This is a genomic window from Natrinema saccharevitans (genome assembly GCF_001953745.1).
Taxonomy (GTDB): domain Archaea; phylum Halobacteriota; class Halobacteria; order Halobacteriales; family Natrialbaceae; genus Natrinema; species Natrinema saccharevitans.
Map to the genome: position 1 here is coordinate 3,026,285 of NZ_LWLN01000001.1, position 14,352 is coordinate 3,040,636.

Sequence of the window (14,352 nt, forward strand, 5' to 3'; positions counted from 1 at the left end):
CCGCGAGCAGCGTCAGTCGTCGGCCGTCGACTCCGCGACCGTCGGCGTCGCCGCCTCCGGCGTCGCTTCCTCGCGGTGGCTCGTCCACTCGAGGTCGCCCGCGTAGTGGAACGGCTCGTTGTCCCGTTCGGGATCGACGACGGTCAGATCGCCGATCCACCCGTTGTCGAGCAGTTCCCGAACCTCCTCGTGTTCACGGAGGATCTCGGTCACGCGCTCGCGGGGCGCGTGGATCACCGCGGTCAGGCGCAGCGGCTGGTGGAACGGGCGCTCGTCGTCGAGTTTGAGCGACTGCAGCGGCAGGCCGGTCAGCAGGTCGCCGCCGTTGCCCTGGACGACGCCGACGTTGCCCACCGGGTTCTGGGTGACCTTCGAGCCACTGCCGTAGACGGCGTTGTCGACCGTCGCGAAGTAGTACTGGTTGTTGATCCACTGGGTGACCACGAGCGGGCCCGTCACGATCTCCTCGAGGGCGTCGCCGTCCGGATCGACGGACCAGTCGTAGGAGTGGAGGAACGCGCGACCGTCGAGGTCCCGGTCGGCGGTCAGTTCGCGCGGCCCGATGACGAAGGACGCGTTGCCGGCCAGCCCCCACTCGGGGCGGGTCTCGGCCCAGTCGGTGGCCTTGCGCTCGACCTCGTCGACGGCCGCCTCGTCGTCGGCCGACGCGGGTCGCTCGGCGGCGGCCCCGGCGCGAGCGCCGGCGAGGTCCTCGCGGAGGGATTCGAGGTCGGCGCGGTGGCTCTCGGGCACCTCGTCGTCGAAGAGGGTGATCTCGTCGGTCGTCGTGTTGTGTTCGCCCGCGAGGAAGACGGTGTCCTCGGGGATATCGATCCCGCGCTCGCGGAGCGTCGCCTTGACGTCCGGGTCGTTACAGATCGCCGCGAGGACGCGGGCGTTGGGGCCGCCGGGGTTGCCGGCACAGGCCCCGCAGTCGAGGCTCGAGCCGAAGGGGTTGTTCGTCGTCTCGCTGGCGTGGCCCGCGAAGACGACCAGCCGGGCGAACTCGGTCCAGCCCATGAGTTCGAAGGCGTTCCGAGCGTACTCGACTTTCGCCTCGTGGCTCAGCCCCTGCGGGAGGGCGTGGTCGGCGTGGTCGTGATCGTCGTACGCGTCGTAGTCGACGGCTGGCGCGGCGGCCTCGTGGCGGCTCGGGACGCGCTCCGCGATGGCGGACTCGAGCGTGGCGATCGTCGACGGCGACAGCGTCCGCGCGGCCATCGCCGACCCGTAGGCGCTGCCGGCCCCCTCGACGAACGTAAAGGCGGCGACGAGGTTGGACTTGAGCGTCTTGAAGTGTTTGCGCGCGGCCGTCGCGAGACCGGTCCAGCGGTCGCGGGCGGTGGCCGACTCGGCGTCGGCGGGCCGGTCGACGATCCGGTGTTCGGGCTCGACGATCGGCGGGCAGGCGTCGGTGTCGGCCGCGGCCTCGTAGCCGCGGTGGCGCATCGGCACGCCGAAAAAGCCCGCGTAGCCGTGGGTTTCGTAGGGGCCCTGCGCCTCGATGTGACGGCGGATCACCTCCGAACGGGTGTCGATACAGAACACGAGCTGGGCGGCCGGACGGCCGCCGTCTCCGGCGGTTGCGGGATCGGTCACGGCGTCGTCGATCCCGTCGAGGAGTCGCTCGCGGTAGCTCTTCTCCCAGGCGGTCAGCCAGATCTCGGGCAGCGGGACCGCGTCGGCGTCGTCGCCGTCGGTCCCGTCGTCGGCGTCGAGATCGATCGGCGCGTCGAGCAGGTCCGCGATCGTCAGCCGCACCGCGAGGTACTGGGCCAGCGTGATCGGGTACTGCGCCTGCCACGGGTCGACGTCGTCGTCGGTCCGCTGGACGACGAACCCGCTCCAGCCCGGCAGCGCCGCGAGGTGGGCCTCGAGGATGTCGACCCAGCGTCCCTCGGGGTAGTCGCCGAGGACCGACTCGAGCGCGTCGATCGCCGTCTCGGGGAGGTCGTCGGCGTCGGCGGGGCCGGGCACGGCGCCGTCGTGGGGGGCCACCGCGCGCCACGCTCGGTAGAACCCGTCCTCGCGGTTGGGCATCGGCCACTTGGCCCGGCCCTCGTCGAGGAAGGCCGCGAGCCACTTCGAGAGGACCCGGTCGACGGCCTCGGTCGCGTCGTCGGGCTCGGCGGCGTCCCGGGCCGCTTCGGTCTCGGCCATCTCCTCGAGCAGCGTTTCGGGGTCGCGGTCGATCCCGTGGGCCGCCAGTTCCGCCCGAAGCGTGTCGGCGTCGATCCGGCCAGACTCCCAGGCGCGGCGGAAGACCGACGGGCGGGGGTAGCCCCGGCCGCCGAACAGTTCCTCGGCCTCCGCGACGGCGCGGTGGAACGGCTCGTCCTCGAACCCCGAGAGGGGGTTGGCCGTGACGAACGAGTGCAGCGGCCAGACCGAGCCGATGCGCTCGGCCGCGCGGTCGATGCTCGCTTCGATGCGACGGGCGTCGTCGGTGTTACGCGTCATTGTATTCCTCCGTGCTGGTGAGGACGGTCGACGGATCGGGTTGGGAGACGTTCAGCAGGGCGACGTAGAGGCGTTCGCTCGAGCGATACCAGCCCAGTTCCGCGACGAGGTACGCCCCGACGAAGAGGGCGACGACGAGGTAGTGGACGCCGGTCAGCTCGGTCGAGACGTAAGTCATCGGGACGCCGGACAGCATCGAGGAGACTGCGTTGAACATGACGGCGTAGCCGCCGATGGCGGTCAGAACGACCAGCGGGACGCTGACGAACCTGACCGTCGTCGGCAGGGTCGAGCGCCGGAGGATGTCACGGGCGGCGGTCAGCGTCGTCAGGACCACGACCAGCGTCAGGATCGTCCCGCTGTTCAGCGTCAGGCTCGTCGCCTTCCCGGTGAGGACGCCGAAGAGTGCGCCGCCGCCGACGGCCGTCACGAGGCTGACGGCGACCCCGGAAAAGCCGAGTTCGGTGTGGCCGGCGTCTTTGGGAGCCGCGCGTTCGACGCCCGAACCCGACGAGAGGAAGAGATACGCCTTGTAGAAGCCGTGCAGGATGAGATGGGCGATGGCCGCGGCGAAGAAGCCGAGCCCGCACTGGAGTATCATAAAGCCCATCTGGGCGATCGTCGAACTGCCGAGTTTGCGCTTGACGTCCGTCTGGACGAGGATCATCGCCTGCCCGAGCAGGGCGCTGACCGCGCCGACGAGGACGATCGCCGACATGATCACGAGTTCGTCGCCGACCAGCGGCGCGAACCTGGTCAACAGGACTCCGCCCGCGTTGACGAACCCGGCGTGCATCAGGGCCGACGCCGGCGTCGGCGCGGTCATCGACGACAGCAGCCAGCCGTGAAACGGCACGAGCGCCGACTGAACCATCGCCGCGAGGACGACCCCCGCGGCGGCGACGAGCGTGACCGTCTGCGAGACCCCCTCGAGCCCAGTGAGGATGCCGGTAAGCGTCGTCGCGTCGGTCGCCCAGGCGAGCAGCGCCACCGAGCCGGCGAGCAGGGCGCTGCTGGCGAGGAAGTAGCGGCGAGCGACCCGGCCGGCGGCCCGGGCCTGTGGCCAGTCGCGAACGTGGCCGATGAGACCGGCCAGCAGCAGGCCCATCGCCAGCCACGCGGCAACGAACAACGCGACGTGGTTGGCCGCGGTCATCGTCATGACCGCGAGGGTGAAGCCGAACACGCGAGCGAAGAACCGCTCGAGGCCGCTGTCACCGGCCATGTAGCGCCGCGAGTAGCTGTGGACGATCCCGCTGAAGAACGTGACCACGACCCACATGACCGCGGCCAGTCCGTCGATCCGCAGGAGCGTCGAGAACTCCCAGCCGGCACCCCCTCGAGCCGTCAGCGCGAGAACGCCGAGACTGGCTAGAAAGAGCGTCCAGACCGTCCAGGTCGACGCTCGCGGCACGGCCGAACGCGGCGGCGTCGGTTCGGGGCGCTGTGCGACGTCGTCGTCGATCGTTGCTGTGTCCTCGGTCATGTATCGTAGTCGACCAGCACGGGATCGGATCCCGTCGCGACGTGTCGTTCGCGGCAACACTTGCGCAACCGGTCGTCTCTACTCCAAATGTGAACAGAGCGGTTATTATAGCCTTCGGTTCGAACAAATCGTTCGCCACTCGGCGACACGGACCGTCACGATCGTTCGTAACCGACCGCTCGAGCGCCGAGCCGGCGGCTTTCGGGTGAACCGCACGACGGAGTCGCCCCGGCTGTCGGTGCGAGGACCGCGAGCCCGGACCCACCGGGGCGGTCGTCAGGGACGGCGTCCCCGACGGTCGCGTTAGGAAGAGAACTCGTCGAAGGACGTCGATCGGTGGCTACGGACGAGGACTTCGTCGGTGATCGTCAGTCCCATGTCCGCGATCTGCTGTGCGATCGGCGTGACGTCCCGGTCGTTCTCGACGACCACGGTCACGAGGAGGTTCTGTTCGCCCGTGATCAGTTCCTGCACCGAGACGACGCCGGAAATCTCGAGCAGGTCGTCGATGTACGCCCCCCGATCGGGGATCGATGCCGTACAGAACAGCAGCATCCGGATCGGGTAGCCGGACTTCGTGTAGTCGATGTTGGCGCTGTAGCCCTTGATGACGCCCTCCGACTCCAGTCGCTGAATGCGCTTGCGGACCGTACTCGAGGAGGCGTCGGTCCGGTCGGCGATCTCGCTGGAGGAGAGGTTCCGCGCCTCCTCCTGTAACGCGTAGAGGATCTCCCGGTCGACCGCGTCCAGCTCGTACTCCGCCATACGGGTTCGTTGCCGCGACGGGTATAAGATACTTCGGCTCCCGAGGCTTCGAATACTTATACTGGGAGCCGAAAGGGACGGCCATGCGCGAACGACTCGAGTCGGACCTCGGCTTCTACTACGCCGTCGGCGGGTTCATCATCGCCGTGTTCGTCGTCGGGATGGCCGCCTTCGCCCTCGTCAGCCCCGACGGCGTGGGAACGGTGGAACTGGTCGGGCTCTCGGGTGGCTTTTTCGTGTTCATGCTCGTGTACTTCATCGCCGTCTCGGTCCAACGACTCGAGGACGGCGACAGCATCTGAGTCCTCGAGCGCGTCGGATTCGGTAGCTCCCGCGGCGATTTCGGATCACAGGGTTTAAGACACCACGGCCGTTCTCTTTAGAAGCAATGGCGAAAGGAACCGTTGATTTCTTCAACGACACTGGCGGCTACGGATTCATCGAGACTGAGGACGCGGACGACGACGTGTTCTTCCACATGGAAGACATCGGCGGCCCGGACCTGGAAGAAGGACAGGAACTCGAGTTCGACATCGAGCAGGCCCCCAAGGGCCCGCGCGCGACGAACGTCGAGCGCCTGTAAGGCGGATTCGTAACGGTATCGGCACTTGACTGCAGTATTTTACACCCCTGAGCTGCGGCGCTCGCGATAGCGACACCGACCTTTAGTAGCGGCGGCGCTTGCAGTCCGGTATGACAGAGCCACTGCTTCGCCGCGGCGAAGACCTCGAGTACGAGACCGTCGAGGCGGCCGACGGCCTCGAGAAAGCCGTCCTGCTCAACGACGATCACGGCGCGCCGACGTTTGCGATCCGGCGGTTCGTCCTCGAGCCCGGTGCCGAGGTGCCGAAACACACCAACGACGTCGAACACGAACAGTACGTCCTCGCGGGCGAGTACACCGTGGGGCTCGAGGACGAGGAGTACGAAGTCGAAGCCGGCGACTCGCTGCTCATCCCGGCGGGAACGGTCCACTGGTACCGCAACGAGAGCGACGTCCCGGGCGCGTTCATCTGTGCGGTGCCGAACGGCGACGACGAGATCGAGTTGCTCGAGTGAGGACGCTCAACGGGGAGCGCCGGCCAGATCCCGCCGCCTCGATCGTTCCTCGCGAACAACTAGCACGGCGTCGCTGGACCGCAACTACTATGAGTGTTTTAGGTACACCTAAATCAAGATGGCAGAAGCGGAGTCGGTCGGCGGGCACGCGACGACCGGGCAGCGAGACGGCTGGGTAACGGGGACACTCGTCCTCTTTTGTCTGGCGAGTACGGTCGTCACGGTCGTTGCGGGCCTGATTCAAGTGAGTTTCGGAGAGTACTCGATGACGTTCCTCGAGGCCTGGAAGGCGGTGTTCAATCCCGCGGTGATCTTCGATCTCAACGCCTGGGCCTCGTTCCTGTTCGACACCGAGCGGCCGGACATGAGTACCGACAGTATCGTCGTCTGGAACCTCCGGCTACCGCGGGTGTTCGTCGCGATCATCACCGGTGCGACGCTCGCGGTCTCGGGCGCGATCTTTCAGGCCGTGACGCGAAACGAACTGGCGAGTCCGTTCGTGCTGGGGGTCAGTTCCGGCGCCGGGTTCGCGGTGCTGGCGACGCTCGTCGTGTTCAGCGGTCTCGCGCCCTTCCTCCCGCTGATCGCCGCACTGGGAGGGACCGTCGCGTTCGGGATCGTCTACGCGATCGCCTGGAAGGGGGGAACGAGCCCCGTTCGGCTCGTACTCGCGGGCGTGATCGTCAACATGGTCTTCCAGTCGCTCCAGCAGGGACTGTTTTTCTTCGCGGACGATCTGGGCGTCGTCCAGACGGCGATCGCCTGGATCACGGGCTCGCTGACGGGCACCGGATGGGAAGAGGTCCGAATCGCGGTCCTGCCGGCAGTTATTTCGATCGGAATCGCGATCGCCGGCGCGCGCCAGTTGAACGTCCTGATGCTCGGCGAGAGCACCGCTCGATCGCTCGGAATGCGCGTCGAGCGGGTCCGCTTTTTCTTCTCTGGCGTCGCGATTCTGGCCGCCAGCGTCGCCATCGCCGTCGCCGGCGTCGTCAGTTTCTTCGGGCTCGTCGTCCCCCACATCGTCAGGAACACGGTCGGCGGCGACTACCGGCGACTGATGGTCGGCTGTGCCTTCGCCGGCCCCGCACTGATGGTTACCGCCGACGTCGGTGCCCGGCTCGCGCTGGGCGGGACGCAGATGCCCGTCGGCGTCGTGACGGGCCTGATCGGCGGCCCGTACTTCCTCTACCTGATGCGGAAACAGCAGTCGATGGGTGAGCTATAATGGCACGCACACAGCCTGACACGGACCGAGAACGGACGCGAATCACCGACGACGACGGCGTCGAAATCGAGAGCGCACTGGTCGGCGACGAGCTGGAACTCAGCTATCCGTCGAGCGACGGAACCGTCGTGGAGTGTGCCCGCCTCGACATCCCCGAGGAAGCGGTCACGGCACTCGTCGGACCGAACGGTAGCGGGAAGAGTACGCTCCTCAAGGCGCTCTCGAACCACCTCGAGCCGGACACCGGAACGGTCCGGATACACGGCGAGGATCTCGACTCGTTCAGTCAGAAGGAACTGGCCCGCGAACTGGGAGTTCTCTCGCAGGAAAACGATTCGCTGGGTTCGATCACCGTCGAAGACCTCGTCTATCACGGCCGCTACCCACACCGCGGGTTCTTCGACGGTCCCGACGAGGCGGATCATCGAGCGGTCGAACGGGCGATCGAGCTAGCCGGAATCGAAGGGATCCGCGACGCCGAACTCGGCCAGCTGAGCGGCGGGCAGAAACAGTTAGCCTGGATCGCCATGGTCCTCGCACAGGACACCGACGCCCTCCTGCTCGACGAGCCGACGACGTTTCTCGACGTACACCACCAGTTCCGCGTCCTCGAGACGATCCGCCAGTTGAACGAGGAGAAGGGCGTCACCGTTTCGGTCATCCTTCACGACATCGCACAGGCGGCCCGCTTCGCGGACTATCTGGTCGCCATGCACGACGGAAGACTGTACGACTGGGGGCCGCCCGAGGAAGTCGTCACCGAGCAACTCCTCGCGGATGTCTTCGGTGTGGAAGCGACCGTGAAGTACGAACCCGAGTTACAGGTATTGCCGAAACGGGCGCTTTCCGACCGGTAGGAACGATCGATCGGAAGGACTTTGTGCTTTTAGGCCAGCCTAAAACGATGACGAGCGACGTGCAGCGGACGAGACGGACCGTGGCGAAGACCGGCGCGGCGATCGCGGGACTGGGCACGACGGCCGGTTGTCTCGGCGATTCTGTGTCGAGCGACGACGAAAGCGAATACGCAGTGTCGATGGAGCCCGTCGGTTCCGTCGAGTTCGACGCCGTCCCGGAGACGTGGCTTGCGTACACGGGAGACTACGCCGACATGGGCGTTGCGCTCGGTCAGAGCGACGGACTCGTCGGAATCGGGCTACAGAGACGGTACGGCGCTCACCACTACGAGGAACTACCGGGCATCACGGTCGAAGCCGACGAACTGACCGAACTCTGGGACGGCGGGACCGACAAGGAGGTGTTTTACGAACTCGAGTCGGACGTTCACGTCGTCGATCCGAACTTCATGGTCAACCGACTGGAATGGAGCCGGGACGACGTCGACGAGATCGCGGAGACGATCGGGCCGTTCGTCGGTAACACGATTTTCTCGGCCAGTTACGACTGGCACGACTACACCCGCTACAGTCTCTACGAGGCCTTCGAGAAGATCGCCGAGGTGTTTCAGGAGCGAGAGCGCTACGAGGCGTTCGCGAACCTCCACGATGACGTACTGACGAACGTCCGCTCGCGGCTCCCCGACGAGCGACCCGAGGTCGCGGTCCTCGTTCCGAAGTCGGCCGAGCCGGAGGCGTTCTATCCGTACACCATCGACGAGGGGACGCAGTCTAAACACTGGAACGATCTCCGGGTCGAGGGGGCGTTCGCCGCGAACGGCGTCGCCGACGCGCAGGCGACCGGCGGCACAATCGACTACGAAGCGCTTCTCGAGATCGACCCTGACGTCATCGCGATCAGACAGCAGGGCGCGGTCACGGAGTCGGAATTCGAACAGGGACTCGTCTCGTTCATGCGCGAACACGATGTCGCGAGCGAACTTCGAGCGGTACGGAACGATCGGGTGATCTACGGCGGCATGACCTATCAGGGTCCGATCATCCACCTCTTCCAACTCGAGCGGGCGGCGCAGGGATTATACCCGAACGAGTTCGACGACGAGGAACTCTTCGATCGCGGACGCGTCGCCGACATCGTTACCGGTGAGTACTGAGATCGATCGCCAGAGGGAGTGTACTTCGGAACACTTTTCATTTTTTAGGCTGACCTAAATCCCGATGAGTGAGAACCGGACTTGGACGAGACGCAACGTGCTTCGAACGGGAGGGGCGATGGCCGGCGTCGGTGCAACGGCCGGCTGTCTCGGTTCCCTCGGATCGTCCGATAGAGAGGCCGCATACACGGTGTCGATGCCGCCGGTCGGCGAAGTCGAGTTCCCGGGCGTCCCGGAAACGTGGGTCGCCAACAACGGAAGCTGGGCCGATATGGGGGTCGCACTGGGTCAGGATCCGCCGGACGGCGTCTGGCTGCCGTCCCGATACCACACGCAGTATTACGACGAGATCCCCGACGTCAGCGTCGACAAATCCGGGATGACGCGGATCTCCGACGACGGCGTCGATCCGGAGACGTTCTACGAAATGGACGGGGACGTCCACGTCATCGATCCCAACTTCCTGACGAACCGATTCGGCGACGACGTCAGCGAGAGCGACGTCGAAGACATCGAAAACGACATCGCGCCGTTCTTCGGGAACAGTATCTTCTCGACCGGCTACTCGTGGCACGAAGACTACCCGTACCTGTCCCTGTACGAGGCGTTCGAGAAGCTCGCCGAGGTGTTCCAGGAGACCGAGCGCTACGAGGCCTTCGTCGAGGTCCACGACGAGTTCCAGTCGAACGTCGAAGAAGTCGTTCCGGCCGAGGACGAGCGGCCCGAGGTCGCGATCATGTGGGCCGTCGAGAGCGATATGGGGTCGTTCTCTCCCTATCTGATCGGCGAGGGCACGAGCTTCAAGCAGTGGCGCGACCTCGGGATCGAGGACGCGTTCGCCAACACGGACGTACGCGACTTCCACAGTACGCGCGGTGCGGTCGACTACGAAACGCTCCTCGAGATCGATCCCGAAATCATCCTGTTTCGCGGACAGGAAGCCAAGACCGCCGAGGAGTTCCAGGACGCGATCGTCTCGCAGATGGAAGACGACGACACCGCACGGGAGCTAACGGCCGTCCAGAACGGCGACGTCTACCGCGGCGGCCCCCTCTATCAGGGCCCGATCACGAACCTCGTCGTCACGGAACGCGCGGCCGAACAGGTCTACGGCGTCGAGACGGAACTGTTCGACCGACAGCGGGTCGGCGACATCGTCAACGGCGACTTCTAGACGGTCGAACTCCGCCCGCCGCCCTCTCGAACTCGGCATGGCACCACCCGTCCGAGTCCGAACCGCTGAAATACCGTCACGGCCTACTCCGTTCCGTGTCGAAGCAGGTCCAGCAGGTCGAAACGATCTTCTGTCACGAGACGGGCGACGACTTCCTCGTCGTCGTCGAACGTGACGGGAAACGGTTGTTCCGAGCGAAGCTCGGCCTCTCCGAAACGTCGGCGGGACCTCGCCCCGCGAAGTTCCGACTGAAACAGGGCTCGAGCGAGGAACCCCGCCAGCCCGACGAGTTCGTCGAACTCGCGCGGCGAGCCGAGCGGATCCGGATTTCCGAACAGACCTCGCCCGAGAAGCGGCGCGAACTCACCGAGATGCTCGCGGGCTACCAGCTCGAGGACAAGGCAAAGGCCGTCCGGACCTGCCGGTACTGCGCCGGCGCGGGGCGGTACTCGCCGATCACGACGGAGACTGCGGTCAAGGACGACGAGGACTGGATCTGTCGCGACTGCGCCCGGCAGGAACTCGAGCGCCAACTGTCCTTTACCGGCGGCGGCGAAGTGACCGGCGCGGCGAAAGAGCGCCTCGAGGAACTCATGATGGAGGTCCAGGACTTAGAACGGATCGTCAACCTCCTCAAGGGGCGGCTCGATCCCGACCTGACGAAGTTCGATACCATCTCGGCGACGACCGACGAGGTCGACCCCGTCCGGACCGACTCGCTGAACCTCCATCCCGGGCTGCAGAACTTGCTCGAGGACCGGTTCGATACCCTGCTACCGGTCCAGAGCCTCGCGGTCGAACACGGCCTGTTCGACGGCGACGACCAGCTCGTGGTGTCGGCGACGGCGACCGGGAAGACCTTAGTCGGCGAACTGGCCGGCATCAACCGCGTGTTGAACGGCAAGGGGACGATGCTCTTTCTCGTCCCCCTCGTGGCGCTGGCCAACCAGAAGTACGAGGACTTCCAGGACGAGTACGGCCACCTCGTCGACGTCTCCATCCGCGTGGGCGCGAGCCGGATCGCCGACGAGGGCGAGCGGTTCGACCCGAACGCCGACGTCATCGTCGGCACCTACGAGGGGATCGACCACGCCCTGCGGACGGGCAAGGAGATGGGCGACATCGGGACCGTCGTCATCGACGAGGTCCACACCCTCAAGGAGGACGACCGGGGTCACCGGCTGGACGGACTGATCTCCCGGCTCAAATACACCTGCGAACAGCGCGCGAAGCGCCGCGACGACTACGGCGGCGCGCAGTGGATCTACCTCTCGGCGACGGTCGGCAACCCCGAACAGCTCACGGCGGCGCTCGAGGCGACGCTCATCGAGTTCGAGGAGCGGCCGGTCCCGATCGAACGCCACGTCACCTTCGCCGACGGACAGGAGAAAGTCAGGGTGGAGAACAAGCTCGTCAAACGCGAGTTCGACACGGAGTCCTCGAAGGGGTATCGCGGCCAGACGATTATCTTCACCAACTCCCGGCGGCGCTGTCACGAGATCAGCCGCAAACTCGACTACTCGGCCGCGCCCTATCACGCCGGCCTGGACTACAAGCGCCGCAAGGAGGTCGAGCGCAAGTTCGGCGAGCAGGAACTGTCGGCGGTCGTCACGACCGCCGCGCTCGCGGCCGGGGTCGACTTCCCCGCCTCGCAGGTCGTCTTCGACTCGCTGGCGATGGGCATCGAGTGGCTCTCCGTCCAGGAGTTTCACCAGATGCTCGGGCGGGCGGGCCGACCCGACTACCACGACGAAGGGACGGTGTACGTCCTCGTCGAACCCGACTGCAGCTACCACAACTCCATGGAGATGACCGAGGACGAGGTCGCGTTCAAGCTCCTCAAAGGGGAGATGGAATCGGTGATGACCCACTACGACGAGGCCGCAGCCGTCGAAGAGACCCTCGCGAACGTCACGGTCGGCGGCAAGGCCGCGAAGGCCCTGAACGACCGCATGCTCGGCGAAGTTCCAACGAAACACGCCATCGGGAAACTGCTCGAGTACGACTTCATCGACGGCTTCGAGCCCACGCCGCTCGGGCAGGTCGTCACCGAACACTTCTTAGCGCCCGGGCAGGCGTTTACCCTGCTCGACGGCATCCGGAAGGACGCCCACCCCTACGAACTCGTCGCCGACCTCGAGTTGCGCGACGCGGAGCTTTAACTCCCGCTCGGCGGCCAGAACGATAAAGAGCGAGAGCGCGCAATCGAATGCCAACGCGGGGTACTCCCCGGCCCCTATCATGGAACCGCTCACGCCAGCCGCGATCGAGCCGCCCGCGAACGTCCTGCTCGTTCATCCCGATCACAACGAGCCCGACGCCTGCGAACAGTTGTGTCACGACAGTGCGGAGACGGCGCGGCTCACGGTGACGTTCGCAGACGAGACACCGGAGCCCCCGGACCCGGACGACGTCGACTGCAAGCGAGGCCTGCTCACGATCGGCAACGTACTGGCCGATTCGAGGGCCGAGTCGTCCCCCGACTTCGGGGCGTCGGTCGTCACCGACTCGGTCACCGATCCGACCGATCTCGGAGCGATCGGCGTCGCCGTCAGCCGGTTCTGCAAACACTGGTCCGAGGCCGACGAGGACATCGCCGTCTGTTTCGACTCGCTGGACGCGCTGCTCAGACACACCTCGACAGAAGAGGTCTTCCAGTTCGCACACGTCCTGACGAACCGGCTGGCGAACGTGGGTGCCTACGCACACTTTCACTTCGATCCGACCCGCCACGAGGATCGGGTCGTCTCGACGTTCGGAGCGATCTTCGACGAGGTCGTCGCCGACGACGATACCGACGAGTCGCTCCCGGAAGCCACCGACGAGGAGGTCGCCGACCTCCTCGCCGAGTGGGACGCGGACGCAAGCGCCGACCTCGAGCCCGCGGCGGACTCGGAGGCCACCGACGAGGAGATCGCGCGGACCCTCGGCCGATAGCGTCGTCACCGAACCGATCGCCACACTGCTCGCAGCGCGATCATGCGATCGGGTGGGCACTGGCTTTCAGTTGCGACGGTAGTCAGACGAACGCGATCTCGAGGACCGACAGCACGATCACGACGATCGAGCCGGGAAGACCCCCGAGGGCGACGATGGCGATGACGACCGGCGTGATCGCGATCGTGAGGCCGAAGACCGCCTGCGCGAGGTACAAGACGACGAGGCCGACGATCGCGTTGACGATGAAGGGGCGGGCCGCTCTGACGAGCTGGGCCGCGACGAGGACGAGTGCGAGGACCGCCACCAACACCAGAATCTCGAGGCCGGTCATAGCGGCGGTATCACGGCAGCCCTCAAAACCGTTCGGACCGTAACGAAACGCTTTATGACGTTGGGACGGTAGCGGATGGTACGGGATCGTGGGTTAGCTTGGTATACTTCGGGCCTTGGGTGCCCGTGACCCCGGTTCAAATCCGGGCGATCCCATATTGCTGCCGCGAACAACTTCGTGAGCGGCAGCAATTGGAACGAGCCCGGATTTGAACGAGAGAACGGCGAGCGATAGCGAGCCGTTCGCGTGGTTCAAATCCGAGCGATCCCTCCGGTATCGTGAACGATCGGTAAGCGGTGGCTACAAGATCGGATTCTAAGGTTCTGCGCGGAGCGCAGGTTCTCGAGCGTGACTCGAGTTCCAAGTGAGACTCGAGAAGCGTATGGCCTCGAGTTCGACGAGAACGGTGATCCGCGACAGATGCGGATCGATACGATCCTCTCGCGACTGAAGGCCGACAGCTTCGAGAACGTCGCGACGATCGCCACCGAGGCCCTCGAGAAGTGGTCGAAGTCGGGGAACGACCCGACCGTCCTCCGCGGTGTCGAGCTGACCTGGAAGACTCCGGGCGGCGGGACTGAAACCGGATTCGTCGGCTCGGTTGCGGATCGGTGAACCGGCCCGGGTAGTGGCAACACTCTCGGGACCCCTCTTTTCTGCAAGTTAGGTTGACTACCACGGTTTCGTCTGCAACTCTGGTTGTAGCCAGTGGCTCGAGGGCGGGGGTCGGCACCGCGATCGCACCGCAACGCCGGCGGGGTCGTTTCGCGCTTCGCGCGAAAGCCCCCTTGGCGGGTGTCCCCAAGGGGACAGTGCCAAAAAATTACACCGCCCCGCCTCTGCCTCCGTACGCAGATCTCCAGTTGAAGCACATGAAATAGGGGTTGGGAATATCAGA

Annotated in this window: 13 protein-coding genes, 1 tRNA gene and 1 pseudogene; 11 read left to right on the plus strand and 4 right to left on the minus strand. The window is 65.7% G+C overall.

Features of this window, described 5'->3' with window-relative positions; translation table 11 throughout:
- Window positions 1-12: 12 nt before the first annotated feature.
- The 3 genes from A6E15_RS15365 to A6E15_RS15375 form a co-directional block, all read right to left on the minus strand.
- Window positions 13-2,460: a DUF2309 domain-containing protein gene (locus A6E15_RS15365; RefSeq protein WP_076147475.1), complete on the minus strand. Its 2,448-nt coding sequence runs from the start codon at window positions 2,458-2,460 to the stop codon at window positions 13-15.
- Window positions 2,450-3,946: a proton-conducting transporter transmembrane domain-containing protein gene (locus A6E15_RS15370; protein WP_076147477.1), complete on the minus strand. Its 1,497-nt coding sequence runs from the start codon at window positions 3,944-3,946 to the stop codon at window positions 2,450-2,452. The genes A6E15_RS15365 and A6E15_RS15370 overlap by 11 nt, the downstream gene beginning before the upstream one ends.
- A gap of 303 nt (window positions 3,947-4,249) precedes the next feature.
- Window positions 4,250-4,711 (minus strand): Lrp/AsnC family transcriptional regulator, encoded by a 462-nt coding sequence (locus A6E15_RS15375; RefSeq protein WP_076147479.1) that lies wholly within the window; start codon window positions 4,709-4,711, stop codon window positions 4,250-4,252.
- 83 nt (window positions 4,712-4,794) lie between these two features.
- Between A6E15_RS15375 and A6E15_RS15380 the strand changes: the two genes are divergently transcribed.
- From A6E15_RS15380 to A6E15_RS15420, 9 genes are all read left to right on the plus strand, one after another.
- Window positions 4,795-5,013 carry a hypothetical protein gene (locus tag A6E15_RS15380; RefSeq protein ID WP_076147481.1) on the plus strand — a complete coding sequence of 73 codons (219 nt, stop codon included), beginning with the start codon at window positions 4,795-4,797 and terminating at the stop codon, window positions 5,011-5,013.
- An 86-nt stretch (window positions 5,014-5,099) separates the two neighbouring features.
- Window positions 5,100-5,294 (plus strand): cold-shock protein, encoded by a 195-nt coding sequence (locus tag A6E15_RS15385; protein ID WP_005554588.1) that lies wholly within the window; start codon window positions 5,100-5,102, stop codon window positions 5,292-5,294.
- Window positions 5,295-5,404: 110 nt separating this feature from the next.
- The gene (locus A6E15_RS15390) at window positions 5,405-5,770 is read left to right on the plus strand and encodes a cupin domain-containing protein (protein ID WP_076147482.1); all 366 of its coding nucleotides are present in this window, start codon (window positions 5,405-5,407) and stop codon (window positions 5,768-5,770) included.
- A gap of 118 nt (window positions 5,771-5,888) precedes the next feature.
- Entirely contained in the window at window positions 5,889-6,998 is a 1,110-nt protein-coding gene (locus A6E15_RS15395) for a FecCD family ABC transporter permease (RefSeq protein ID WP_076147483.1), read from the plus strand.
- Complete coding sequence (locus A6E15_RS15400; RefSeq protein ID WP_076147485.1) at window positions 6,998-7,855, plus strand: ABC transporter ATP-binding protein; 858 nt, start codon at window positions 6,998-7,000, stop codon at window positions 7,853-7,855. Before A6E15_RS15395 ends, A6E15_RS15400 begins: the two co-directional genes overlap by 1 nt.
- Before the next feature lie 47 nt (window positions 7,856-7,902).
- Window positions 7,903-9,009 carry an ABC transporter substrate-binding protein gene (locus tag A6E15_RS15405; protein WP_076147487.1) on the plus strand — a complete coding sequence of 369 codons (1,107 nt, stop codon included), beginning with the start codon at window positions 7,903-7,905 and terminating at the stop codon, window positions 9,007-9,009.
- A gap of 64 nt (window positions 9,010-9,073) precedes the next feature.
- Window positions 9,074-10,183, plus strand: a complete 1,110-nt coding sequence (locus A6E15_RS15410; protein ID WP_076147489.1) for an ABC transporter substrate-binding protein — start codon at window positions 9,074-9,076, stop codon at window positions 10,181-10,183.
- 95 nt (window positions 10,184-10,278) lie between these two features.
- On the plus strand, window positions 10,279-12,345 hold the full coding sequence (locus A6E15_RS15415) for a DEAD/DEAH box helicase (RefSeq protein WP_076147491.1): 2,067 nt from the start codon (window positions 10,279-10,281) through the stop codon (window positions 12,343-12,345).
- Between the two features lie 79 nt (window positions 12,346-12,424).
- Window positions 12,425-13,120: a DUF7504 family protein gene (locus A6E15_RS15420; RefSeq protein WP_076147492.1), complete on the plus strand. Its 696-nt coding sequence runs from the start codon at window positions 12,425-12,427 to the stop codon at window positions 13,118-13,120.
- 82 nt (window positions 13,121-13,202) lie between these two features.
- Here the strand turns inward: A6E15_RS15420 and A6E15_RS15425 are convergent, their stop codons facing one another.
- Window positions 13,203-13,454, minus strand: coding sequence for a pro-sigmaK processing inhibitor BofA family protein (locus A6E15_RS15425; RefSeq protein WP_076147494.1), 252 nt, complete (start codon window positions 13,452-13,454; stop codon window positions 13,203-13,205).
- Between the two features lie 82 nt (window positions 13,455-13,536).
- Between A6E15_RS15425 and A6E15_RS15430 the strand changes: the two genes are divergently transcribed.
- Together A6E15_RS15430 and A6E15_RS15435 are read left to right on the plus strand one after the other, a co-directional pair.
- Window positions 13,537-13,609, plus strand: a tRNA-Pro gene (locus A6E15_RS15430).
- Window positions 13,610-13,841: 232 nt separating this feature from the next.
- Window positions 13,842-14,069 (plus strand): annotated as a pseudogene (locus A6E15_RS15435) (DNA-binding protein); the annotation flags it as partial.
- Window positions 14,070-14,352: the final 283 nt, after the last annotated feature.